This is a genomic window from Streptomyces sp. NPDC055966, assembly GCF_042269865.1.
Classification (GTDB): domain Bacteria; phylum Actinomycetota; class Actinomycetes; order Streptomycetales; family Streptomycetaceae; genus Streptomyces.
On sequence record NZ_JBHJYK010000023.1, the window covers coordinates 14,502 to 38,570 of the forward strand.

At 69.8% G+C, this 24,069-nt stretch carries 22 protein-coding genes; 15 read left to right on the forward strand and 7 right to left on the reverse strand.

What is annotated here, in order from left to right:
• Nucleotides 1–37: 37 nt before the first annotated feature.
• Nucleotides 38–739, reverse strand: a complete 702-nt coding sequence (locus tag ACFC8N_RS37570) for a methyltransferase domain-containing protein (protein WP_356020843.1) — start codon at nt 737–739, stop codon at nt 38–40.
• An 83-nt stretch (nt 740–822) separates the two neighbouring features.
• Nucleotides 823–1,449, reverse strand: a complete 627-nt coding sequence (locus ACFC8N_RS37575; protein ID WP_356020845.1) for a DUF3043 domain-containing protein — start codon at nt 1,447–1,449, stop codon at nt 823–825.
• Nucleotides 1,450–1,684: 235 nt separating this feature from the next.
• On the opposite strand from ACFC8N_RS37575, the gene ACFC8N_RS37580 reads away from it, so the two are divergent.
• The 5 genes from ACFC8N_RS37580 (at nt 1,685) to ACFC8N_RS37600 (ending at nt 8,078) form a co-directional block, all read left to right on the forward strand.
• Complete coding sequence (locus ACFC8N_RS37580; protein WP_362820555.1) at nt 1,685–2,476, forward strand: PspA/IM30 family protein; 792 nt, start codon at nt 1,685–1,687, stop codon at nt 2,474–2,476.
• Nucleotides 2,477–2,509: 33 nt separating this feature from the next.
• Entirely contained in the window at nt 2,510–2,788 is a 279-nt protein-coding gene (locus ACFC8N_RS37585; RefSeq protein ID WP_356020849.1) for a hypothetical protein, read from the forward strand.
• Nucleotides 2,789–2,870: 82 nt separating this feature from the next.
• Nucleotides 2,871–4,085, forward strand: coding sequence for a histidine kinase (locus tag ACFC8N_RS37590; protein WP_362820557.1), 1,215 nt, complete (start codon nt 2,871–2,873; stop codon nt 4,083–4,085).
• 31 nt (nt 4,086–4,116) lie between these two features.
• The gene (locus ACFC8N_RS37595) at nt 4,117–4,797 is read left to right on the forward strand and encodes a response regulator transcription factor (RefSeq protein ID WP_356020854.1); all 681 of its coding nucleotides are present in this window, start codon (nt 4,117–4,119) and stop codon (nt 4,795–4,797) included.
• Between the two features lie 164 nt (nt 4,798–4,961).
• Nucleotides 4,962–8,078: an efflux RND transporter permease subunit gene (locus ACFC8N_RS37600; protein ID WP_376293530.1), complete on the forward strand. Its 3,117-nt coding sequence runs from the start codon at nt 4,962–4,964 to the stop codon at nt 8,076–8,078.
• Nucleotides 8,079–8,266: 188 nt separating this feature from the next.
• Here ACFC8N_RS37600 and nadA read toward each other — a convergent pair whose 3' ends face one another.
• The gene (gene nadA, locus ACFC8N_RS37605; protein ID WP_356020859.1) at nt 8,267–9,451 is read right to left on the reverse strand and encodes a quinolinate synthase NadA; all 1,185 of its coding nucleotides are present in this window, start codon (nt 9,449–9,451) and stop codon (nt 8,267–8,269) included.
• A gap of 264 nt (nt 9,452–9,715) precedes the next feature.
• Between nadA and ACFC8N_RS37610 the strand changes: the two genes are divergently transcribed.
• Complete coding sequence (locus tag ACFC8N_RS37610; RefSeq protein WP_030340884.1) at nt 9,716–10,072, forward strand: iron-sulfur cluster assembly accessory protein; 357 nt, start codon at nt 9,716–9,718, stop codon at nt 10,070–10,072.
• Nucleotides 10,073–10,139: 67 nt separating this feature from the next.
• On the opposite strand, the gene ACFC8N_RS37615 is transcribed toward ACFC8N_RS37610, so the two are convergent.
• Together ACFC8N_RS37615 and ACFC8N_RS37620 are read right to left on the reverse strand one after the other, a co-directional pair.
• Entirely contained in the window at nt 10,140–11,633 is a 1,494-nt protein-coding gene (locus ACFC8N_RS37615; RefSeq protein ID WP_376293532.1) for a hypothetical protein, read from the reverse strand.
• A 110-nt stretch (nt 11,634–11,743) separates the two neighbouring features.
• Nucleotides 11,744–11,953 (reverse strand): hypothetical protein, encoded by a 210-nt coding sequence (locus ACFC8N_RS37620; protein WP_356020863.1) that lies wholly within the window; start codon nt 11,951–11,953, stop codon nt 11,744–11,746.
• Nucleotides 11,954–12,083: 130 nt separating this feature from the next.
• On the opposite strand from ACFC8N_RS37620, the gene ACFC8N_RS37625 reads away from it, so the two are divergent.
• Nucleotides 12,084–13,058: a carbohydrate kinase family protein gene (locus ACFC8N_RS37625; protein WP_356020865.1), complete on the forward strand. Its 975-nt coding sequence runs from the start codon at nt 12,084–12,086 to the stop codon at nt 13,056–13,058.
• A 12-nt stretch (nt 13,059–13,070) separates the two neighbouring features.
• On the opposite strand, the gene ACFC8N_RS37630 is transcribed toward ACFC8N_RS37625, so the two are convergent.
• A complete protein-coding gene (locus tag ACFC8N_RS37630) occupies nt 13,071–14,456 on the reverse strand; it encodes a cysteine desulfurase/sulfurtransferase TusA family protein (RefSeq protein WP_376293535.1) in 1,386 nt (461 codons plus the stop codon).
• 257 nt (nt 14,457–14,713) lie between these two features.
• On the opposite strand from ACFC8N_RS37630, the gene coxB reads away from it, so the two are divergent.
• The 4 genes from coxB (at nt 14,714) to ACFC8N_RS37650 (ending at nt 19,202) form a co-directional block, all read left to right on the forward strand.
• A complete protein-coding gene (coxB, locus tag ACFC8N_RS37635; RefSeq protein WP_356020870.1) occupies nt 14,714–15,673 on the forward strand; it encodes a cytochrome c oxidase subunit II in 960 nt (319 codons plus the stop codon).
• Nucleotides 15,670–17,400 carry a cytochrome c oxidase subunit I gene (ctaD, locus tag ACFC8N_RS37640; RefSeq protein WP_356020873.1) on the forward strand — a complete coding sequence of 577 codons (1,731 nt, stop codon included), beginning with the start codon at nt 15,670–15,672 and terminating at the stop codon, nt 17,398–17,400. Before coxB ends, ctaD begins: the two co-directional genes overlap by 4 nt.
• A complete protein-coding gene (locus tag ACFC8N_RS37645; protein WP_071382877.1) occupies nt 17,397–17,795 on the forward strand; it encodes a cytochrome c oxidase subunit 4 in 399 nt (132 codons plus the stop codon). The genes ctaD and ACFC8N_RS37645 overlap by 4 nt, the downstream gene beginning before the upstream one ends.
• A 144-nt stretch (nt 17,796–17,939) precedes the next feature.
• Nucleotides 17,940–19,202, forward strand: coding sequence for an Ig-like domain-containing protein (locus tag ACFC8N_RS37650; protein ID WP_376293539.1), 1,263 nt, complete (start codon nt 17,940–17,942; stop codon nt 19,200–19,202).
• Between the two features lie 41 nt (nt 19,203–19,243).
• On the opposite strand, the gene ACFC8N_RS37655 is transcribed toward ACFC8N_RS37650, so the two are convergent.
• Nucleotides 19,244–19,645, reverse strand: a complete 402-nt coding sequence (locus ACFC8N_RS37655; protein ID WP_356020878.1) for a hypothetical protein — start codon at nt 19,643–19,645, stop codon at nt 19,244–19,246.
• A 166-nt stretch (nt 19,646–19,811) separates the two neighbouring features.
• On the opposite strand from ACFC8N_RS37655, the gene ACFC8N_RS37660 reads away from it, so the two are divergent.
• Genes ACFC8N_RS37660 through ACFC8N_RS37675 form a run of 4 tightly spaced genes read left to right on the forward strand, consistent with a single transcriptional unit; the run spans nt 19,812 to nt 23,991 of the window.
• Nucleotides 19,812–20,432, forward strand: a complete 621-nt coding sequence (locus ACFC8N_RS37660) for a heme-copper oxidase subunit III (protein WP_071372384.1) — start codon at nt 19,812–19,814, stop codon at nt 20,430–20,432.
• A 57-nt stretch (nt 20,433–20,489) separates the two neighbouring features.
• Entirely contained in the window at nt 20,490–21,302 is an 813-nt protein-coding gene (locus ACFC8N_RS37665) for a c-type cytochrome (protein WP_356020881.1), read from the forward strand.
• Nucleotides 21,299–22,357 carry a Rieske 2Fe-2S domain-containing protein gene (locus ACFC8N_RS37670; protein WP_356020884.1) on the forward strand — a complete coding sequence of 353 codons (1,059 nt, stop codon included), beginning with the start codon at nt 21,299–21,301 and terminating at the stop codon, nt 22,355–22,357. Before ACFC8N_RS37665 ends, ACFC8N_RS37670 begins: the two co-directional genes overlap by 4 nt.
• Nucleotides 22,354–23,991, forward strand: a complete 1,638-nt coding sequence (locus ACFC8N_RS37675) for a cytochrome bc complex cytochrome b subunit (RefSeq protein WP_376293541.1) — start codon at nt 22,354–22,356, stop codon at nt 23,989–23,991. Before ACFC8N_RS37670 ends, ACFC8N_RS37675 begins: the two co-directional genes overlap by 4 nt.
• The last annotated feature ends 78 nt before the right edge of the window (nt 23,992–24,069 follow it).

Consider the following 24,069-nt stretch of genomic DNA (forward strand, 5'->3'; position numbering starts at 1 on the left):
CGGGCCGTGGTCGTGGGAAGGGGTGGGGGCGGCTGGTTCAGCCGCGTACGCCGCACAGGTGCAGCAGTGCCGCCACGCCGCGGTAGGGGTCGGTGCGGCCGGCCCGTTCCTCGGCTGCCAGGAGTGTGTCCAGGTCGTCCGGGATCGGGGCGTCGTCGGCGGCCGTGTCCGTGAAGACCCGCACGCCGTACCAGGCGTGCAGCGGGGCCGCGAGGCCGGCGAGCGTCGCGGTCAGCGTGGCCAGCCGGTCGGCCCGGACGTCCAGGCCCAGACGGTTGTGGTACGCCGTCGTGTCGTACGCGGCCAGGGCGCCCGCCCAGTCACCGCACAGGCCCGGGCGCATGGCGAGCGCGTCGCCGTTGCGCACCAGCAGGGAGAGCAGGCCGCCGGGGGCCAGCATCCGGGCCAGGCCCGCCACCAGCGGGTCGGGCTCCTCGACGTACATCAGCACGCCGTGGCACAGCACCACGTCGAAGCTGCCCGGCAGGAAGTGCACACCCGTGTCCCGCCCGTCGCCCTGCACCAGCCGGACCCGCTCGCGGATGCCCTCGGGCTGCGCGGCCAGCGCCGCACGGGCGGCGTCGATCATCGCCGCGTCCTGCTCGACGCCGGTGACCTGGTGACCGAGCCGGGCCAGCCGCAGCGCCTGCGTGCCCTGGCCCATCCCCACGTCGAGCACCCGCAGCCGCTGTCCGACCGGGAACCGCCCGGCTATCTGCTCGTCCAGCTGCCGGGCCACCAGCTCCTGCCGGACGACATCACGCAGCCCGCCCAGCCTGCGCAGCCAGGCACCCGCCGCATCCCCGGTGAAGGCGTCTGCGCTCAGGGCCGCTCTCCGCGCTTGACCTGCGGCTTGGGCAGCCGGAGCCGGCGCATCTGGAGGGAGCGCATCAGGGCGTAGGCGACGGCGCCCCGGGTGTTCTGCCCGGAGAACTTCTCCTTGAGGCGCTTCTTCAGCCGGAAGCCGCTGATCGCCCCGTCCAGCACGATGAGCACGATCACGATCAGCCACAGCAGCAGCGCGATGCTCTGGATCGCGCCCACCCTCACCACGCTCAGCACGAGGATGACCACGGCCAGCGGCAGGAAGAACTCCGCCACGTTGAACCGGGAGTCCACCCAGTCCCGGGCGAAGCGGCGCACCGGGCCCTTGTCCCGGGCCGGCAGATACCGCTCGTCGCCGGTGGCCAGGGCCTGGCGCTGGCGCTCCAGCGCCTGGCGCCGCTCCTCGCGCTGGCGCTTGGCGGCGTCCTTGCGGGTCGTCGGGGTATGGGCGACGCTGCGGCGCTGGGACTGGGCCTCACTGCGCTTGGGCGTGGGCCTGCCCTTCTTGGCCTGCGGGTCACGGGGCTGCTTGGAGTCGGTCACCTGCGCCTTGTCGGCGTGGGCCTTCTCTTCCTTGGCACGGCTACGGAACACAAAGACCAAGGGTAAGCGCTGCACCGGCATGGACCCCAGCCCAGTGGGGAACGATCCGGCAACGCCAGTCGTCGTTAGGGGACAGAGGGGACGTCACGACAGGGGGTCACCTACTCCTCACGCCGGAGCGGTACGGTCCGCAGTCGTCCTTGGGGATGAGCGCATCACTCCCCGAACAGTGCGGTAATGGAGTCAGGGCCCGTACTGTGGGTCCTGTCGCAGGATCTGTGAGCTGGAGTCCGTCAGAAGGGGGCGCGCGAAGCCCATGAGCGGTGTCATGAAGCGTATGGGGATGATCTTCCGCGCGAAGGCGAACAAGGCCCTTGACCGGGCCGAGGACCCGCGCGAGACCCTCGATTACTCGTACCAGAAGCAGCTGGAGCTGCTCCAGAAGGTGCGCCGGGGCGTCGCCGACGTGGCGACCAGCCGCAAGCGTCTGGAACTCCAGCTCAACCAGTTGCAGCAGCAGTCCTCCAAGCTGGAGGACCAGGGCCGCAAGGCGCTCGCGCTCGGCCGCGAGGACCTGGCCCGCGAGGCGCTGTCCCGCCGCGCCGCGCTCCAGCAGCAGGTCACCGACCTGGAGACGCAGCACGCGACCCTCCAGGGCGAGGAGGAGAAGCTCACCCTCGCGGCTCAGCGCCTCCAGGCCAAGGTGGACGCCTTCCGCACGAAGAAGGAGACCATCAAGGCCACCTACACCGCCGCCCAGGCCCAGACCCGCATCGGCGAGGCCTTCACCGGCATCTCCGAGGAGATGGGCGACGTCGGCCTGGCCATCCAGCGCGCCGAGGACAAGACGCAGCAGCTCCAGGCCCGCGCCGGCGCCATCGACGAACTCCTCGCCTCCGGCGCCCTCGACGACCCGACCGGCACGGCCAAGGACGACATCGCCGCCGAGCTGGACCGGCTCTCCGGTGGTACGGATGTGGAGCTGGAGCTCCAGCGGATGAAGGCCGAACTGGCCGGGGGTTCCCCGCAGCAGGCCATCGAGGGCGGTACCGCGCAGGGGCAGCCCCAGCAGCAGCCGCAGGACACCCCGCGTTTCGACAAGCAGTAGTCCGGCACCGGGGCCCGAGCCGAGGAGGCCGACGTGATCGTGCGGATCATGGGGGAGGGCCAGTGGCAACTGGCCGACTCCCACTTCCCTGAGCTGAACAAGCTGGACGACGAGCTGCTGGACGAGATGGAGAGCGGCGACGAGGAAGGCTTCCGCCGTGTCCTCGGCGCCCTCCTCGACGCCGTCCGCCGCCTCGGCGCTCCGCTTGCGGACGATGCGCTGGAGCCCTCGGAACTGATCCTTCCGTCGCCGGACGCCTCGCTGGAGGAGGTCCGGGAGATGCTCGGCGACGAGGGGCTGATCCCGGGCTGACCTCCGGGTGAACCGGGTGGTGCGTGACCACCCCGCCCGGCACGAGGACAGGGTGGCGCGAAGCCCCCGTACTGTTCCTCCTGTGAGCACTCTCGAACGCGCCCGTTGCAGCGTCAGGGCGCACCCGTGGGCCCTGGACGCGGGCCTCGCCGCGGGCGTGCTGGTGTGCATGATCGCGGGATCGTTCGTGACGCCGCGCGGGACCGACGGGGTCGCCTGGGGCGCCCGCACCCCGGCCGCCCTGAGCCTCCTCCTCATGCTGCTCGCCGCGGGCGCGCTCGTCTTCCGGCGCCGCACCCCCATGCCGGTGCTCGCCGTCACCGGCACGCTCGCCGTCGTCGAGTGCGTCACCGGTGACCCGCGCGCCCCGGTCACGATGGCCGCCGTCGTCGCCCTCTACACCGTCGCCTCGACCACCGACCGGACCACCACCCTGCGCGTCGGCCTGCTCACCATGACCGTGCTGACGGCCGCCGCGATGCTCGGCGGCCCCCTGCCCTGGTACGCGCAGGAGAACCTGGGCGTGCTCGCCTGGACCGGAATCGGCGCCACCGCCGGGGACGCCGTGCGCAGCCGGCGCGCGGTCGTGCAGGCCATCCGCGAGCGGGCCGAACGGGCCGAGCGGACCCGTGAGGAGGAGGCCCGGCGCCGGGTCGCCGAGGAGCGGCTGCGCATCGCCCGCGATCTGCACGACGTCGTCGCCCATCACATCGCCCTGGTGAACGTGCAGGCAGGGGTCGCCGCGCACGTCATGGACAAGCGGCCGGACCAGGCCAAGGAGGCCCTCGCCCACGTCCGCGAGGCCAGCCGCAGCGCCCTCGACGAGTTGCGCGCGACCGTCGGCCTGCTCCGGCAGTCCGGCGACCCCGAGGCACCCACCGAGCCCGCGCCCGGGCTCGGTCGGCTGGAGGAGCTCGCGGGCACCTTCCGCAGCGCCGGGCTCCCGGTGGAGGTGGCCCGCGCCGGACCGGACGCCGATCTGCCCGCCGCCGTCGAGCTGGCCGCGTACCGCATCGTCCAGGAGGCCCTGACCAATGTGCAGAAGCACGCCGGGACCGGTGCCAGGGCCGAGGTCAGCGTCGTCCGCGTGGGACCGGACATCGAGGTGACCGTGGTGGACGACGGCCCGGGCGGGCCGAGCGCACCCGGCACCGGCGGCGGGCACGGGCTGCTCGGCATGCGCGAGCGGGTCGCCGCCCTCGGCGGCACCCTCACCACCGGACCCCGCTACGGCGGCGGCTTCCGCGTCCATGCGATCCTGCCCGTCAAGACCCGCACCGAGACCCGTACGGCCTGAGCGCCGTACGACGGCCCCCGGGGGAGCCCGCATGACGATCCGTGTCCTGCTCGCCGACGACCAGGCCCTGCTGCGCAGCGCGTTCCGGGTGCTCGTCGACTCCGAGCCCGACATGGAGGTGATCGGCGAGGCCTCCGACGGCGCGGAGGCGGTCCGGCTGGCCAGGGAGCAGGGCGCCGACGTCGTCCTCATGGACATCCGGATGCCCGGCACGGACGGGCTCGCCGCCACCCGGATGATCAGCGAGGACCCGTCCCTCTCCGAGGTCCGCGTGGTCATCCTGACGACCTTCGAGGTCGACGACTACGTCGTCCAGGCGCTGCGCGCGGGCGCCTCCGGCTTCCTCGGCAAGGGCAGCGAGCCGGAGGAGCTGCTGAACGCCATCCGGGTCGCGGCGGGCGGCGAGGCCCTGCTGTCGCCGACCGCCACCAAGGGGCTGATCGCCCGCTTCCTCGCCCAGGGCGACGGCGACGACGGCCGCGACCCCGCGCGCTCCGAGCGGCTCGGCGCGCTCACCGGACGGGAGCGGGAGGTGCTGGTCCAGGTCGCCGGCGGCCACTCCAACGACGAGATCGCCGAGCGCCTGGAGGTCAGCCCGCTCACGGTCAAGACGCACGTCAACCGGGCCATGGCCAAGCTGGGCGCCCGCGACCGGGCCCAGCTCGTGGTGATCGCGTACGAGTCGGGGCTGGTCAGGCCGCGCACGGACTGATCTCCACCCCGGGGCCGACCCACGGTGTACTCCGTTCTCCACCCGGCGTACTGCGGGCGGAGTAGGGCGCGGATAAGGAAATGGACCCTGGGGCTACGGTTTCGCCCTCCGCGATGGGCGAGGGTGAGAGGGTCTGCCGCTCATAGATTGAGAGACCCTGACCCATGTCCTGGCTGTCGAGGTTCAGCCTGCGCCAAAGGGCCCTGATCGGCCTGATGTCGCTCATCGCGCTCGTCTTCGGGCTGATCGCGATACCCCAGATCAAGCAGCAGCTGCTGCCCACCATCAACCTGCCCATGGTCTCGGTGATCGCGCCGTACCAGGGCGCCTCGCCCGATGTGGTCGAGAAGCAGGTCATCGAGCCGATCGAGAACAACCTCCAGGGCGTCGACGGCGTCAAGGGCGTCACCTCGACCGCCAGCGAGGGCAACGCCGTGATCATGGCGTCCTTCGACTACGGCAACGACACCAAGCAGCTCGTCTCCGACGTCCAGCAGGCCGTCAACCGGGCCCGCAACCAGCTCCCGTCCGGCGTCGACCCGCAGGTCGTCTCCGGCTCGACCGACGACATGCCGACTGTCGTCCTCGCCGTCACCTCCGACAAGGACCAGCAGGCCCTCGCCGACCAGCTGGACAAGACCGTCGTACCGACGCTGAAGGACATCTCCGGTGTCGGCCGCGTCGCGGTCACCGGTGTGCGCGACCTCCAGGTCACGGTCACCCCGGACGGCGCGAAGCTGGCGCAGGCCGGTCTCACCCCCGCCGCGCTCGGCCAGGCCCTCCAGGCGGGCGGCGCGACCGTCCCGGCCGGCTCCTTCGACGAGGGCGGCGTGAACCGCACCGTCCAGGTCGGCGGCGGCTTCACCTCGCTCGCGCAGATCCAGGACCTGACGGTCACCGGCGAGGGCGGCGGCAAGCCCGTACGCCTCGGTGACGTGGCCGCGGTCAAGGAGCAGCCGGCCCCGGCCGACTCCATCACCCGCACCGACGGCAGGCCCAGCCTCGCCGTCAACGTGACCATGGACCACGACGGCAGCGCGGTCACCATCTCGAACGCCGTCAAGGACAAGCTGCCCGGCCTGCGCACGCAGCTCGGCTCGGGTGCCGACCTCACGGTCGTCAGCGACCAGGGCCCGGCCGTCTCCAAGTCCATCAAGGGCCTGACCACCGAGGGCGCGCTCGGCCTGCTCTTCGCGGTCCTCATCATCCTGGTCTTCCTCGCGTCGATCCGCTCGACGCTGGTCACGGCGGTGTCCATCCCGCTGTCCGTCGTCCTCGCCCTGATCGTGCTGTGGACGCGCGGCCTGTCCCTGAACATGCTCACGCTGGGCGCGCTGACCATCGCCATCGGCCGGGTCGTGGACGACTCGATCGTGGTCCTGGAGAACATCAAGCGGCACCTCGGCTACGGCGAGGAGCGGCAGGCGGCGATCGTCACCGCGGTGCGCGAGGTGGCCGGCGCGGTCACCTCCTCGACCCTCACCACGGTCGCCGTGTTCCTGCCGATCGGCCTGGTCGGCGGCATGGTGGGCGCCCTGTTCGGCTCGTTCAGCATCACGGTGACGGCGGCCCTGCTGGCCTCGCTGGTCGTGTCGCTGACGGTCGTCCCGGTCCTGTCGTACTGGTTCGTGCGCGCCCCCAAGGGCACCCCGGACGACGCGGCCGAGGCCCGGCGCCGGGCGGAGGAGAAGGAGGCGAACAGCCGCCTCCAGCGCGTCTACGTCCCCGTCCTGCGCTTCGCCACGCGCCGCCGCCTGACCAGCCTGCTGATCGCGGTCGTGGTCCTGGTGCTCACGTTCGGCATGGGCGGCATGCTGAAGACCAACTTCTTCGACCAGGGCGCGCAGGAAGTCCTCACGGTCAAGCAGGAGTTGAAGCCCGGCACCAGCCTCGCGGCCACCGACGTCCAGGCGAAGAAGGTCGAGCGGCTCATCGCCTCGACCAAGGGCGTCAAGGACTACCAGGTCACCGTCGGCTCCTCCGGCTTCATGGCGGCCTTCGGCGGCGGCACCGGCACCAACCAGGCGTCGTACCAGGTCATGCTGAAGGACTCGAAGTCGTACAACGACGTCCAAAAGCACCTGGAGGACGGGCTGAAGAAGCTCTCCGGCATCGGCACGACCACCGTGTCCGCCGGTGACGGCTTCGGCAACCAGAACCTGAGCGTGGTGGTCAAGGCCGCCGACCCGCAGACGCTGCGCACGGCGGCGGACCAGGTCCGCTCCACGGTCGCGGGCCTCGGCGGCGTCACGGACGTCACCAGCGACCTCTCGACCAGCGTGCCGCGGATCTCGGTCAGGGCCAACGCGAAGGCGGCGGCCGCCGGTCTGGACGACCAGAAGCTCGGCGCGCTGGTCGCGGAGGCGGTGCGCGGCACGACGGCGGCGAAGGCGACCCTCGACGACACCGAGCGCGACGTCGTGGTGCGGTCGGCCGAGCCCGCGACCACCCTGGCCCAGCTGAAGAACCTGCGGGTGGGCCCGGCCAAGCTGGGTGACCTCGCCACGGTGCAGGTGGTGGACGGGCCGGTGTCGCTGACCCGGATCGACGGGCAGCGCGCCGCGACCATCACGGCGAAGCCGACCGGTGACAACACGGGTGCCATCAGCACCAAGCTCCAGTCGAAGATCAAGGCGCTGAAGCTGCCGACGGGTGCCACGGCCGAGATCGGCGGCGTCACCTCCGACCAGAACGACGCGTTCAAGAACCTGGCCCTGGCCATGCTGGCGGCCGTCGCGATCGTCTTCATGCTCCTGGTCGCGACGTTCCGTTCGCTGGTCCAGCCGCTGATCCTGCTGGTCTCGATCCCGTTCGCGGCGACGGGCGCGATCGGCCTGCTGGTCGCCACCGGCACCCCGATGGGCGTCCCGGCGATGATCGGCATGCTGATGCTGATCGGCATCGTGGTCACCAACGCGATCGTGCTGATCGACCTGATCAACCAGTACCGCGGACAGGGCTACGGCGTGGTCGAGGCCGTGATCGAGGGCGGCCGCCACCGGCTGCGCCCGATCCTGATGACGGCCCTGGCGACGATCTTCGCCCTGCTGCCGATGGCCCTGGGCGTCACGGGCGAGGGCGGCTTCATCGCCCAGCCCCTCGCGGTCGTCGTCATCGGCGGCCTGATCACGTCCACCCTGCTGACCCTGCTCCTCGTCCCGACGCTCTACGCCATGCTGGAACTCCGCAAGGAGCGCCGGGCGAAGAAGCGGGCGGCGAAGAAGGGCACACCGGTCCAGGCCGAGTCCGCCTTGGACGAACCGGAGCCGGCCGGAGTGTAGGAGCCGGTTGTGCCGTCGGCCGGGCCCGCGTCGCAGCGCGGGTCCGGCCGACGCGTATCAGGCCCGGTGCACCGGGACGACGGCGTCGAGCAGTTCGTGAGATCGGGAACCGTTCCCCCGACCGTGGCACGAAAGGGGCGCCTCCCGACACCGGAAAGCGCCCCTTCCCCACGTACAGCCGAAGATGCCTACGGCAGCGCGAGCATCCGCTCCAGGGCCAGCTTGGCGAACGCCTCGGTCTCCTTGTCGACCTCGATCCGGTTGACCAGGGTGCCCTCGGCCAGGGACTCCAGGGTCCAGACCAGGTGGGGCAGGTCGATGCGGTTCATGGTCGAGCAGAAGCAGACCGTCTTGTCGAGGAAGACGATCTCCTTGCCCTCGGGAGCGAAACGGTTCGCCAGTCGGCGGACCAGGTTCAGCTCCGTGCCGATGGCCCACTTGGACCCGGCCGGCGCGGCCTCCAGGGCCTTGATGATGTACTCGGTCGAGCCGACGTAGTCGGCCGCGGCCACGACCTCGTGCTTGCACTCGGGGTGGACCAGGACGTTCACGCCCGGGATGCGCTCACGGACGTCGTCGACCGAGTCCAGGCTGAAGCGGCCGTGCACCGAGCAGTGGCCGCGCCACAGGATCATCTTCGCGGCCCGCAGCTGCTCCGCCGTCAGGCCGCCGTTCGGCTTGTGCGGGTTGTAGACCACGCAGTCGTCCAGGGACATCCCCATGTCGCGGACGGCGGTGTTGCGGCCCAGGTGCTGGTCCGGCAGGAAGAGCACCTTCTCGCCCTGCTCGAAGGCCCACTCCAGCGCCCGCTCGGCGTTCGACGAGGTGCAGATCGTGCCGCCGTGCTTGCCGGTGAACGCCTTGATGTCGGCCGAGGAGTTCATGTACGAGACCGGCACGACGTGCTCGGCCACGCCCGCCTCGGTCAGCACGTCCCAGCACTCGGCGACCTGCTCGGCCGTCGCCATGTCGGCCATGGAGCAGCCGGCGGCGAGGTCGGGCAGGACGACCTTCTGGTCGTCGGAGGTGAGGATGTCCGCCGACTCGGCCATGAAGTGCACACCGCAGAAGACGATGTACTCGGCCTCCGGGCGCGCGGCGGCGTCCCGGGCCAGCTTGAAGGAGTCACCCGTGACGTCGGCGAACTGGATGACCTCGTCGCGCTGGTAGTGGTGGCCGAGCACGAAGACCTTGTCACCGAGCTTCTCCTTGGCCGCGCGGGCGCGCTCGACCAGGTCCGGGTCGGACGGCGACGGCAGGTCACCGGGACACTCGACGCCCCGCTCGCTCTTCGGGTCGGCCTCACGGCCGAGCAGCAGCAGGGCGAGCGGAGTCGGCTGCACGTCGAGCTCCGGGGTCTGGGCGGTGGTCACGACACGCACCCTTTCTACTTTTCGTCTAACTGACGCTATCTATCATATCCGCTTCACGTCACTTTGACGATGGCCATAACGTCGATGTGACATGAATCCCGCTCCAGCCGCCCCGCGGGCCGCTGTCCGCGTCCTCGGCCATGTGCGAGCATGAAGACGGAAGCGAAACCGCGACAACGCGACTGCCCGGCCCGGAATGAATCCGCGGAAGCGCCGGTTGCACTGGTCGGCAAGCAGTCTCCGTACAACCCGGGAGAGATGTAGATGTCCGTATCGGACGAGACCACCACCGTCACCGACGGCATCATCCTGACCGACGCCGCCGCGGCCAAGGTCAAGGCCCTGCTCGACCAGGAAGGCCGTGACGACCTCGCGCTGCGCGTCGCCGTCCAGCCCGGCGGCTGCTCCGGCCTGCGCTACCAGCTCTTCTTCGACGAGCGCTCGCTCGACGGCGACGTGGTGAAGGACTTCGGCGGCGTCAAGGTCGTCACCGACCGCATGAGCGCTCCGTACCTGGGCGGCGCCACCGTCGACTTCGTGGACACCATCGAGAAGCAGGGCTTCACCATCGACAACCCGAACGCGACCGGCTCCTGCGCCTGCGGCGACTCCTTCAGCTGAGCCCGCCACGGCATGACGAAGGCGGCGGCCCCCTCCGCGGGGCCGCCGCCTTCGTCGTACGCCGGGGCTACCGCGCCGGTGCCCCGGTCTCCGGTCGCAGCGCGCCCGGCTTGGCCTGAGGGATCGGCGTGCCGTCCGCACCGACCACCGTCCGCCCGTCCAGCGGCGCGGTCAGCCGTACGGTCTTCACGTACTCCTTGGCGATCATCACGCACACCTTGTCCGGCCAGGGATGCTCGGTGACGGTGACGGTCACCCTGCCGTCGCTCTCCTTCGCCGCCGCCGAGTAGTCCGCGCACACCCCGCCGTAGAAGCTCACGGTCAGCTCCCGGTCGTCGGCCGTGTACCCCTCGACCTTCACGGTGTGCGGCTTCGGCGCCGTGCTCGGTCCGCCCGAAGGAGCCCCGCCGGAGGGAGCCCCGATGGAGGGCGCGGGCGTCAGGTACGCGGGATCGACCGCCGGATACGTCACCGTGTACGCACCGCCCGCCGCGTCGCCCCGCACCCGGAACAGCCAGGACGGCACCAGCGCCTGCTTCCCGGCGACGGAGTGCGCGGCGAGCCCGAACACCGCCTTGTCGACGGTGGCCGTGTCCGTCCCGGAGGTGCCGGCGTCCGCCCCGCAGGGCCGCTCGAAGCGGTCCTTGACCGGTACCGGACGGGTGCAGCCGCCGATCCCCATCCGGTGGTCGCCCTTCGGCGCCGCGTTCATCAGCTTCAACGTCTTCGCCGCGTCCAGGACCGGATACGTGTCGCCCTTCACCGGCGCCGCGAGCAGGCCGTGCCCGCCCGCCACCTCGCCCTGTCGGTCGACCGTCAGACCGGTCGTCCAGCCGTACGTCGGCAGCCCGCCGACCACCGGCTCCGCGTTCACCACCCGCTGGACGCCCATCACCTGGCTCGCGTCGACCTTCGCGTCGTCCAGCCCGGCCGCCTTCAGTACGGGGGCCGCCGCCGCGGTCGCCCTCGACACGCTCACCGCGCCGCCCGTCGGACCCATCGGGCCGTGCGTGCACAGGGCGCCCTTCGCGCAGTCGTCGGTGCCCGGTGCGTAGCGGCTGAAGGTCCAGCTGCCCGGCGCGTCCCGGTTCACCGTCAGGCTCGGGCCCGTGCCGTCCTTGCCGCCGACCCGCCAGATCCCGCCCTCGGCCACCGGCGTCCCGGCCACCCCGAGCGCCCGGGCGAGCCTGGTCACGGCGTCCTTGCCGACCTCGCCGCGCGGGGTGTACACCGGCGCGGAGCCGGGGCCGCCCGGCAGCCCGCCGTGGGCCACGTACGTCGCGCCGTAGGGGTCGTTGCTCCGGCCGTCCAGGGCGAGCGGCGGGGGAGTGGCCCCCGCGCCGGCCGCCCCCGGACCGCCGTCCGTACGACCGCCCGTGGCACCGCTCGCCGCGAGATAGGCGCCACCGCCGCCGACCAGCAGCACGGCGGCGGCCACGGAGAGGACGGCGACCCGGGACCGGCGCCGTCCGCCGTGCTCGTCGTCGGCGCGCTCCGCACGGTTCCCGGTGTGTGCGGAGCCCTCAAGGTGCTCGCGGTCCTCGGGTCGCTCGGTGTTCACCGCATCGCTCCTCGTTGGTCGAGGCAGGTCGTATCCCGCCTCCCCCTGGTGGGGGACGGCAATGGGACGCGTGAGGGGAGCGTGCGGTTCCCGGGCGGTGCGCCCGTGTGTCAGTCGCCGTAGTCGGACATCTCGTCCAGCAGCCGCGCGGAGCGCGTCGGCACGCTCACCCCATGGATACGGGACGGCGGCACCGGCCGCGACTCGGCATGCGCGGGCACCGACCAGCGCCCGGCCATCCGGGCGCAGTCGACGCGCAGCGTGGCGAGGTCGCCCTCCAGGTCGGCCGGGGCGGGGGAGTGGACCCTGAGGTTCGTCATGCTGGCACCGTAGGCTCGGCCGACGGTGCGAAGAAAGGCCTACTATGGGGTAGTTTTGCCAACTACAGCGGTGTCGCCCGACCGGGTAGCGTGAACTGTCAATCCAGCCTCCCGCAGGAGAATGCCCGTCGTGCGCATCGCAGTCACCGGCTCCATCGCCACCGACCACCTCATGACCTTCCCCGGCCGTTTCGCCGACCAGCTCGTCGCGGACCAGCTGCACACGGTGTCGCTCTCCTTCCTGGTCGACAACCTCGACGTGCGCCGCGGCGGCGTCGCCGCCAACATCGCGTTCGGCATGGGGCAGCTGGGTACGCGGCCGATCCTGGTCGGTGCCGCCGGCTTCGACTTCGACGAGTACCGGGCCTGGCTCGAACGGCACGGCGTGGACACCGACTCGGTCCGGATCTCCGAGACCCTGCACACCGCCCGCTTCGTGTGCACCACCGACGCCGACCACAACCAGATCGGCTCCTTCTACACCGGCGCGATGAGCGAGGCCCGCCTCATCGAGCTGAAGACCGTCGCCGACCGTGTGGGCGGCCTCGACCTGGTCCTCATCGGCGCCGACGACCCGGAGGGCATGCTCCGCCACACGGAGGAGTGCCGCTCGCGTGCGATCCCCTTCGCCGCCGACTTCTCCCAGCAGATCGCCCGGATGGCGGGCGACGAGATCCGGGTGCTGATGGAGGGGGCGACGTACCTCTTCTCCAACGAGTACGAGAAGGGCCTCATCGAGACCAAGACCGGCTGGAGCGACGCCGAGATCCTGGAGAAGGTCGGCCACCGCGTCACCACGCTCGGCTCGCGGGGCGTGCGCATCGAGCGGGCCGGCGAGGACCCGATCGAGGTCGGCTGCGCCGAGGAGGAGCGCAAGGCCGACCCCACGGGCGTCGGCGACGCCTTCCGCGCCGGCTTCCTGTCCGGGCTGGCCTGGGGCGTGTCCCTGGAGCGGGCGGCGCAGGTCGGCTGCATGCTCGCCACGCTGGTCATCGAGACGGTCGGCACGCAGGAGTACCAGCTGCGCCGCGCCCACTTCATGGAGCGCTTCACCAAGGCGTACGGGGACGAGGCCGCGCGGGAGGTCCAGGCCCACCTGGGCTGAGCCCGGCGCGGCTCAGCTCATCCTGCGCACCACGTACGCCGTCCCCCGCTCCGCCGGCTCCTCCCCGACGTACTCCTGCCCCCGCATCTCGCACCACGCCGGGATGTCCAGCCGGGCGGCCTCGTCGTCGGAGAGGACGCGGACCGTGCCGCCCACCGGCACGTCACCGAACACCTTGGCCAGTTCGATGACCGGGATCGGGCAGCGCTTGCCGAGGGAGTCGACGACGAGTTCCCCGGCTCCCCCGGCCGGTACGGCCGGCGCGGGGGCCGGGGCGCCCAGCTTCTCCCTGACCCCCGCCACGGCCCCCGGCAGCACCTCCAGGAACCGCGCCACGTCCGCCTCGGCCGCCCCCGGCGGCAGGGACACCCGGACGTTGCCCTCGCTCAGCACCCCCATCGCCTTCAGCACATGGCTGGGCGTCAGCGTGCTGCTCGTGCACGACGATCCGGACGACACGGCGAAACCCGCCTCGTCCAACGCGTGCAGCAGGGCCTCTCCGTCGACATAGAGACACGAGAAGGTGACGATCCCCGGCAGCCGCCGCTCGGGGTCGCCGACGACTTCGACGTCGGGCACGGTCGCCGGCACCCGCGTCCGGATCCGTGCCGTCAGCTCCCGCAGCCGCACCGCCTCCTGGGCCGCCTCGGCGCGTACCGCGCGCAGCGAGGCCACGGCCGCCACGATCGCCGGGATGTTCTCGAACCCGGGCGCCCGGCCCGACTCCCGTTCGCCGGCCGGTCCTTGGGCGGCGAACCGCACCCCCTTGCGGACGACGAGCAGTCCGACCCCGGGCGGCCCGCCCCACTTGTGCGCGCTGGCCGCGAGCAGCGACCAGCCGCCCCCGACCGGTCCCCAGCCCAGCGACTGCGCCGCGTCCACCAGCAACGGCACCCCGGCCGCCCGGCACACCTCGGCCACCTCGGCCACCGGCTGCACGGTCCCCACCTCGTGGTTGGCCGACTGGAGCACGGCGAGCGCGGTGTCCTCCCGGAGCGCGGCCGCGTAGGCGGCGGGGTCGGCGCGCCCGGTCCGCTCGACGGCCACCTTGGTGACCGTCCCGCCGCCCGACGCGTGCAGGTCGGCCGAATGGAGCACGGAGGAGTGTTCGACGGACGACACGATCAGGTGGCTTCCGACTCGCCGCCGCCCGGCCAACGCCCCCGCGACACCGGTGTGTACGGCCTGTGTCCCGGACGCCGTGAACACCACCTCGTCCGCGCGGCACCCCACCGCCTCGGCCGCCGCCTCCCGCGCCGCGTCCAACAACATCCGTGCCTTGCGCCCCTCCCTGTAGAGCCGAGCGGGATCGGCCCAGCCGTCGTCCAGGGAGGCCAACAGGGCCTGACGGGCGACCGGGTGAAGAGGAGCGCTGGAGGCAGCGTCAAAGTAGGCCATACGGCAACGTTAAGACCCCGGACGGGGCAGCCGGCCAAGGGGCGCGAGGAACCGCGCGACCAGCCACGACGAGCCCGCGCCCGCCAATTCAGCGAACCACCCGCTCCAGTAGGCACCCCTCCCCGCGAACCCTCGGAGAGGGTGGGCTAGGGTTTGGTCCGCATAAACATCCAAACCCCTGCCCGCCGCAGGGCGGCGACCGACCAGCGAGAAGGCCGCAGCCGACCGCGCGGGCGAGACTCTCGGGAAGGCGCTACGTGAGTCCCAACGGCTCCGACCGCTCGCCGCGGCGCCCGATGCGGCGGAAGCTGCTGCAGGCACTGACCGCGGGCCTGGTCCTGGCGACCGCAACCGGTTGCACATACAAGGACTTCCCCCGCCTTGGCATGCCCACCCCGACCACGGAAGAGGCTCCGCGGATCCTCTCCCTGTGGCAGGGCTCCTGGGCGGCTGCACTGGCCACCGGCGTGCTGGTGTGGGGCCTGATCCTGTGGAGTGCTTTCTTCCACCGGCGCAGCCGCACCAAGGTCGAGGTACCTCCGCAGACTCGGTACAACATGCCGATCGAGGCCCTGTACACGGTGGTCCCGATCATCATCATCTCGGTGCTCTTCTACTTCACGGCCCGGGACGAGTCGAAGCTCCTGGACCTCTCCAAGAAGCCTGACGTCACGGTCAACGTGGTGGGCTTCCAGTGGAGCTGGGGCTTCAACTACGTCGAGAGCGTTCCCGGTGTCTCCGGCGACGCGAAGACCGACAAGAACCTGGACGCCATTCCGGACCGGTTCAAGAAGGACTTCCCGGCGAACGCCGGCGGCGTCTACGACGTCGGCACGCCCGCCACGAAGAACCCGCAGACGGGCAACCCCGGTCCGACCCTCTGGCTCCCCAAGGGCAAGACGGTCCGCTTCGTCCTCACGTCCCGTGACGTCATCCACTCCTTCTGGGTGGTGCCGTTCCTGATGAAGATGGACGTCATCCCGGGCCACACCAACTCGTTCCAGGTGACCCCCAACCATGAGGGCACCTTCCTCGGCAAGTGCGCCGAGCTCTGCGGTGTCGACCACTCCCGGATGCTGTTCAACGTGAAGGTCGTTTCCCCGGCAGCGTACGAGGCGCACCTCAAGGACCTCGCCAAGAAGGGGCAGACCGGTTACATTCCCGCCGGCATCGCGCAGACGAGCCACGAGAAGAACCGGGAGACGAACAACCTGTGAGCATCCTCAACGAACCCCAGGGTGCCGCGGCAGCCGCAGGCTCGTACGCGGACGAGCTGCCGGTCAGGCGCAAGCAGCCCGGTAATGTCGTGGTCAAGTGGATGACGACCACCGACCACAAGACGATCGGCACGATGTACCTCGTGACGTCGTTCGCGTTCTTCCTGATCGGCGGCGTGATGGCGCTGCTCATGCGCGCCGAGCTGGCCCGTCCCGGCCTGCAGATCATGTCGAACGAGCAGTTCAACCAGGCGTTCACGATGCACGGCACGATCATGCTGCTGATGTTCGCGACGCCGCTGTTCGCCGGTTTCGCCAACTGGATCATGCCGCTGCAGATCGGCGCGCCCGACGTGGCGTTCCCGCGGCTGAACATGTTCGCCTACTGGCTGTACCTGTTCGGCTCGCTCATCGCGGTGGGCGGCTTCCTCACCCCGCAGGGCGCGGCCGACTTCGGCTGGTTCGCCTACTCGCCGCTGTCGGACGCGGTCCGCTCGCCGGGCATCGGCTCGGACATGTGGATCATGGGTCTGGCCATGTCCGGCTTCGGCACCATCCTCGGCTCGGTCAACTTCATCACGACCATCATCTGCATGCGCGCCCCGGGCATGACCATGTTCCGCATGCCGATCTTCGTGTGGAACGTGCTGCTGACCGCCGTCCTGGTCCTGCTCGCCTTCCCGGTCCTCGCGGCCGCGCTGTTCGCCCTGGAGGCGGACCGTAAATTCGGCGCCCATGTATTCGACGCCGCAAATGGCGGAGCATTGCTATGGCAACACCTCTTCTGGTTCTTCGGCCATCCAGAGGTGTACATCATCGCGCTACCGTTCTTCGGCATCATTTCCGAGGTCATTCCGGTCTTCTCCCGTAAGCCGATGTTCGGTTACATGGGTCTGATCGCCGCGACCATCGCGATCGCCGGTCTGTCCGTGACGGTGTGGGCCCACCACATGTACGTCACCGGTGGTGTGCTGCTGCCGTTCTTCTCCTTCATGACCTTCCTGATCGCCGTACCGACCGGTGTGAAGTTCTTCAACTGGATCGGCACGATGTGGAAGGGCTCGCTGTCCTTCGAGACGCCGATGCTCTGGGCGACCGGCTTCCTGATCACCTTCACGTTCGGTGGTCTGACCGGTGTCATCCTGGCCTCGCCCCCGATGGACTTCCACGTCTCCGACTCGTACTTCGTGGTGGCCCACTTCCACTACGTGGTCTTCGGCACGGTCGTCTTCGCCATGTTCTCCGGCTTCCACTTCTGGTGGCCGAAGATGACCGGCAAGATGCTGGACGAGCGCCTCGGCAAGCTCACGTTCTGGACGCTGTTCATCGGCTTCCACGGCACCTTCCTGGTCCAGCACTGGCTGGGCGCCGAGGGCATGCCGCGCCGTTACGCCGACTACCTGGCGGCCGACGGCTTCACCGCGCTGAACACGGTCTCGACCATCAGCTCCTTCCTGCTCGGCCTGTCGATCCTGCCGTTCCTCTACAACGTCTGGAAGACGGCCAAGTACGGCAAGAAGGTCGACGTCGACGACCCGTGGGGCTACGGCCGTTCGCTGGAGTGGGCGACCTCCTGCCCGCCGCCGCGGCACAACTTCCTCACCCTGCCGCGGATCCGCAGCGAATCCCCGGCGTTCGACCTGCACCACCCTGAGATCGCCGCTCTGGAGCAGCTGGAGCACTCCGGCGTCGGTGCCATCGCGGGCAGCAAGGAGGCCGGCAAGTGAAGATCCAGGGTCGGCTGTTCATCTGGCTGAGCGTCTTCATCCTGATCATGGCCATCGTGTACGGCGTGTGGTCGAAGGAGCCGGCCGGTACCACCGCGCTGTTCCTGGCCTTCGGCCTGAGCGTCATGATCGGCTTCTACCTGGGCTTCACCGCCCGGCGGGTCGACGCGGGCGCCCAGGACGACAAGGAGGCCGATGTCGCGGACGACGCGGGCGAGCTGGGCTTCTTCAGCCCGCACAGCTGGCAGCCGCTGCTGCTGGGCTTCGGCGGTGCGATCGCCTTCCTCAGCATCGCGGTCGGCTGGTGGCTGATCTACTTCGCCGCCCCGTTCATCATCCTCGGCCTGTTCGGCTGGGTGTTCGAGTACTACCACGGTGAGAACCGCACCCAGTAGCACACGAGAACGCGCGCCGGAAGCCCGGACACTCCATGTGGAGCGTCCGGGCTTCCGGCTGTCGTCGTTCATATGGAGCAGTGTCGATCCCTCGTACGGGTTACGTACCGGGTAAATGGGGTCAACACCTCATAGCGTGATCGTATGAACCACACTCCGCGGACCCGCACCGTCGTCAGCTGCACGCTGCTGGTGACCGCCCTCGGCGCGGGCGTCACCGCCTGCGGTTCGGACGGCAACCCCCTGTCGGCCAAGCCGTACGACGCGGCGGACCAGATCTCCGTCAGCGGCCCCGCCGGTGCGGGAAAGCGGGCCGACCCGGACAAGCCCCTGGAGATCACCGCCAACGACGGCGAGGGCCGGATCACCGACGTGACCGCCCAGGACGCCGCAGGACGCTACGTGGCGGGCGAACTCACCGCCGACGGCAGTCGATGGCACAGCACCTCCCCGCTGGCCGCCAACGCCCATTACACGATCGCGGTGAGCACGGAGGACGAGGACGGCGCGCCCGGCCGCAAGATCCTCACGTTCGACACCGGCAGGCCCACGGCCAAGAAGCGACTGGCCGTCACACTCGGCCCGGACTCGGGCGAGTACGGCGTCGGGCAGCCCATCACCGCCCAACTCGACCAGGAGATCAAGGACAAGGCGCAACGGGCCGTCGTCGAGCGCGCCCTGCGGGTGGAGTCCACGCCGTCCGTGCAGGGCTCCTGGTACTGGGTGAACGGCAAGGAACTCCACTACCGGCCCAAGGAGTACTGGCCCGCCCACGCCACCGTCACGGTGCACAGCAACCTGGACGGCATCAAGATCAGCGACCGGCTGTGGGGCGGCGCGTCCAAGCCGCTGAAGATCACCACCGGTGACCGGGTCGAGGCCGTCACGGACGCCGCCGCGCACCGGCTGACGGTCTACAAGGACGGCCAGGCGATCAGATCGATCCCCGTCACCACGGGCAGGCCCGGCTTCGAGACCCGCAACGGCGTCAAGGTCGTCCTGAACAAGAGCTACCTCGTACGGATGCGCGGCACCACGATCGGCATCGCCGAGGGCACCTCCGACTCCTACGACCTGAACGTCTACTGGGCCACCCGGGTGACCTGGTCCGGCGAGTACGTGCACGCCGCGCCCTGGTCCGTGGGCTCACAGGGCTCCGCGAACGTCAGCCACGGCTGCACCGGCATGAGTACGTCGAACGCCCAGTGGTTCTTCCACAACATCCGCGAGGGCGACATCGTCAAGGTCGTCAACTCCAACGGCAAGCAGATGGAGCCCTTCGGCAACGGCTTCGGCGACTGGAACGTCGACTGGAAGAAGTGGCGCCAGGGCACCGCCCTGGTGAGCGGCACGCCCGTCGGCCAGTCGGCGGCGGACAGGGTGAGACTCGTACCAACGGCGCAGTGAGAGTGCCCGGACGGGGCGCGGGGCCGCCGCGCCCCGAGCCGCTAGGCGCTCAACAGCCGCTTGTGCCGCAGCAGGGAGGCGAGCGAGGACGCGAACTCCACCGGATCCACCGGAAGGGTCACCGCGGCGTCCGCGCGGCTCCACGTGGCCAGCCAGGCGTCCTGCGGGCGGCCCATCAGCAGCAGCACCGGCGGGCAGTTGAACACCTCGTCCTTGATCTGCCGGCACACGCCCATGCCCCCCATCGGCACGGCCTCGCCGTCGAGCACGCACACGTCGATGCCGCCGCGGTCCAGCTCGCGCAGCACCGCGTCCGGGGTCGCGCACTCCACGAACTCGACAAAGGGGACGTCGGGAGCGGGCCTGCGCCCGGCTGCCAGCCGTACCTGTTCGCGGGTGTTGGAGTCGTCGCTGTAGACCAGCACGGTGGCGGTCGGCTGCATTGTTCCTCCGGGACGTCAGCGTCGTACGGACGGGACGGACAGGGCCGTTCGGGCGGAGCTTACTCCGGTCAAAGCGCCCATGAACACCACGTCAACACCGGTTCGGCGGGCAGCAACACTCCGAACGGCACCCCCCGGAGTGAGGGCGGGATAAGCGACCGACATAATGTCGGTCGTGGCGACAGCAACGACAGTAGAAACCGGGCACGCGCACCCGTCGGTCAACCGGCCGAACCTCACCAGCGTCGGAACCATCATCTGGCTGAGTTCCGAGCTGATGTTCTTCGCGGCCCTCTTCGCGATGTACTTCACCCTGCGATCGGTGACGGGTCCGGCGCACTGGAAGCACATGGCCGAAGCACTCAATGTGCCCTTCTCGGCGACGAACACCACGATCCTGGTGCTCTCCTCACTCACCTGCCAGCTCGGCGTGTTCGCGGCCGAGCGCGGGGACGTGAAGAAGCTCCGTGGCTGGTTCATCGTCACCTTCATCATGGGTGCGATCTTCATCGGCGGTCAGATCTACGAGTACACCGAGCTGGTGAAGAAGGACGGCATCTCGCTGTCCTCCGACCCGTACGGCTCGGTCTTCTACCTGACCACCGGCTTCCACGGCCTGCACGTGACAGGCGGTCTCATCGCCTTCCTGCTGGTCCTCGGCCGCACCTACATGGCCAAGAGGTTCACTCACGAGCAGGCGACCGCCGCCATCGTCGTGTCCTACTACTGGCACTTCGTCGACGTGGTCTGGATCGGCCTCTTCGCCACGATCTACTTGATCAAGTAGCGGGACCTCCCGCATCCAGAAGCATCGACGCTGAAGATCCTGACACCGGGGTAATCCGTGAAAAAGCTCTCCGCACGACGACGCCATCCGCTGGCGGCGGTCGTCGTCCTACTCCTCGCGCTGGCGGCCACTGGGGGGCTGTACGCCGCGTTCGCGCCCGCGGGCAAGGCGCAGGCCGATGAAACCTCCCAGTCCCTGACCATCACAGAGGGCAAGAAGCTCTACGAGGTCGGCTGCGCCAGCTGCCACGGCACCGGTGGCCAGGGCTCCTCCGACGGCCCGAGCCTGGTCGGCGTGGGCGCCGCGGCGGTCGACTTCCAGGTCGGCACCGGCCGTATGCCGGCGGCCACCATGCAGGGAGCCCAGGTCCCCCGCAAGAAGGTCGTCTACAACCAGACGCAGATCGACCAGCTCGCCGCGTACATCGCCTCGCTGGGCGCCGGCCCGAGCGTCCCCACCAAGGACCAGTACGGTCCGGACGGCGCGGACATCGCCAAGGGTGGCGAGCTGTTCCGCACCAACTGCGCGCAGTGCCACAACTTCACCGGCAAGGGCGGTGCCCTGACGCAGGGCAAGTTCGCGCCGAGCCTGGAGGGTGTCGCTCCGAAGCACATCTACGAGGCCATGCAGACGGGCCCGCAGAACATGCCGTCCTTCCCCGACACCACGATGTCGTCGAAGAACAAGAAGGACATCATCGCGTACCTGAACGCGGTCAACGGCGACAAGACGGAGAACCCGGGCGGTCTGGAGCTGGGCGGCCTCGGGCCGGTCAGTGAGGGTCTGTTCGCCTGGATCTTCGGCCTCGGCGCACTGATCGCGGTCGCCGTCTGGGTCGCCGCTCGGACCGCAAAGGCCAAGAAGTCATGAGTAGCCAAGACATTCCAGAAGAGAACCTGCCCGCTGAGCAGGAGCACGCGCACGGCGCCGTAAGCGTCGCGGACGAGGAGAACCCGTTCGCCGACCCGGGGCTGCCCCCGCACGAGCACCGGATCCAGGACATCGACGAGCGGGCCGCCAAGCGGTCCGAGCGCGTCGTCGCCCTGCTGTTCACGGTGTCGATGCTGGCCACCGTCGCCTTCATCGCCGCGTACCTGGCGATCCCGCACGACAAGTCGATCTTCGTCTTCCCGATCGGTCACCTCAGCGCGCTGAACTTCGCGCTCGGTGTGACCCTCGCGGTGGCGCTGTTCTGCATCGGCGCGGGCGCGGTCCACTGGGCCCGCACCCTGATGTCCGACGTGGAGGTCGCCGACGACCGGCACGCGATCGAGGCCTCGCCCGAGGTACGCGCGAAGGTCATGGCCGACTTCCGCCAGGGTGCCGCCGAGTCCGGCCTCGGCCGCCGCAAGCTGATCCGCAACACGATGTTCGGCGCGCTGGCCATGGTGCCGCTCTCCGGCGTCTTCCTGCTCGGCGGTCTCGGCCCGGCCCCGAAGGACAAGCTGCGGCACACCATGTGGGCCAAGGGCAAGCGCCTGGTCAACATGAACACGAACCAGCCGCTGCGCCCCGAGGACGTCGCGGTCGGCTCGCTCACCTTCGCCAAGCCCGACGGCCTGGAGGAGACCAGCGAGGACTTCCAGAACGAGATCGCCAAGGCCGCCCTGATGATCGTCCGGCTGCAGCCGGAGAACATCAAGGACAAGCGCGAGCTCGACTGGTCGCACCAGGGCGTCGTCGCGTTCTCGAAGATCTGCACCCACGTCGGCTGCCCGATCTCGCTGTACGAGCAGCAGACGCACCACGTGCTGTGCCCGTGCCACCAGTCCACCTTCGACCTCTCCGACGGTGCCCGAGTGATCTTCGGCCCCGCCGGCCACGCCCTGCCGCAGCTGCGCATCGGCGTGGACAGTGACGGTTACCTCGAAGCGCTCGGCGACTTCGAGGAGCCCGTCGGTCCTGCATTCTGGGAGCGCGGATGAGTACTGCAGCGAACGAATCCCCCCGCGCACGCGGGAAGGCCCCGGCCGGCGAGCGCGTCGCCGACTGGGCCGACGGCCGACTCGGGATCTACTCCCTGGCCAAGAGCAACATGCGCAAGATCTTCCCCGACCACTGGTCGTTCATGTTGGGCGAAGTGTGCATGTACAGCTTCATCATCATCATCCTGACGGGTGTCTATCTGACACTGTTCTTCCACCCGTCGATGAACGAGGTCGTGTACCACGGCTCGTATGTCCCGCTCCAGGGACAGCTGATGTCCGAGGCGTTCAACTCGACCCTGCACATCTCCTTCGACGTGCGCGGTGGTCTGCTCATGCGGCAGATCCACCACTGGGCCGCGCTGATCTTCCTCGCCGGCATGTTCGTGCACATGATGCGCGTGTTCTTCACCGGCGCGTTCCGCAAGCCGCGTGAGATCAACTGGCTGTTCGGCTTCCTGCTGTTCGTCCTCGGCATGTTCACCGGCTTCACCGGTTACTCGCTGCCGGACGACCTGCTCTCCGGCACCGGTGTCCGCTTCATGGAGGGCGCGATCCTGTCCGTGCCGATCGTCGGCACGTACCTGTCGATGTTCCTCTTCGGCGGCGAGTTCCCCGGTCACGACTTCGTGGCCCGGTTCTACTCGATCCACATCCTGCTGCTGCCGGGCATCATGCTCGGCCTGATGGTGGGCCACCTGATCCTGGTCTTCTACCACAAGCACACGCAGTTCGCGGGTCCCGGAAAGACCGAGAAGAACGTCGTCGGCATGCCGCTGCTGCCGGTCTACATGGCCAAGGCCGGAGGCTTCTTCTTCCTGGTCTTCGGCGTCATCGCGTTCATCGCGGCGGTCGCCCAGATCAACCCGATCTGGGCCATGGGCCCCTACCGTCCGGACCAGGTGTCCACCGGCGCCCAGCCCGACTGGTACATGGGCTTCTCCGAGGGCCTGATCCGGTTCATGCCGGGCTGGGAGATCAACCTCTGGGGTCACACGCTCGTCCTGGGTGTGTTCATCCCGCTGGTGATCTTCCCGCTGGTCCTCGTGGCGATCGCGGTCTACCCGTTCATCGAGTCCTGGGTCACCGGCGACAAGAGCGAGCACCACATCCTGGACCGCCCGCGCAACGCCCCGACCCGTACGGGTCTCGGTGTCGCCTGGATGACGCTGTACCTGACGCTGCTGGTCGGCGGCGGCAACGACCTGTGGGCCACGCACTTCCACGTGTCGATCAACGCCGTCACCTACTTCGTCCGGATCTTCTTCTTCGTCGGACCGGTCCTGGCGTTCCTCGTCACCAAGCGGATCTGCCTGGGCCTCCAGCGCCGCGACCGCGAGAAGGTGCTGCACGGTCGCGAGACCGGCATCATCAAGCGGCTGCCGCACGGTGAGTTCATCGAGGTGCACGAGCCGCTCAGCCAGGAGCAGCTGCACACGCTCACCGCGCACCACCAGTACGAGCCGGCCGCCATCGGTCCGGTGGTCGACGAGAACGGGGTCCAGCGCAAGGTCGGAACCTCGGAGAAGCTGCGGGCCAAGCTGTCCGACGCCTACTACGGCGAGGACAACCAGATCCCGAAGCCGACCGTCGACGAGTACAAGGAGATCACGAGCGGCCACGGCCACCACTGATCCCCGCGTCGCCACGCCACGCCGAAGGGCCCCGTCCGCAAGCCGGACGGGGCCCTTCGCCCTGTCCCGGGGCCGATA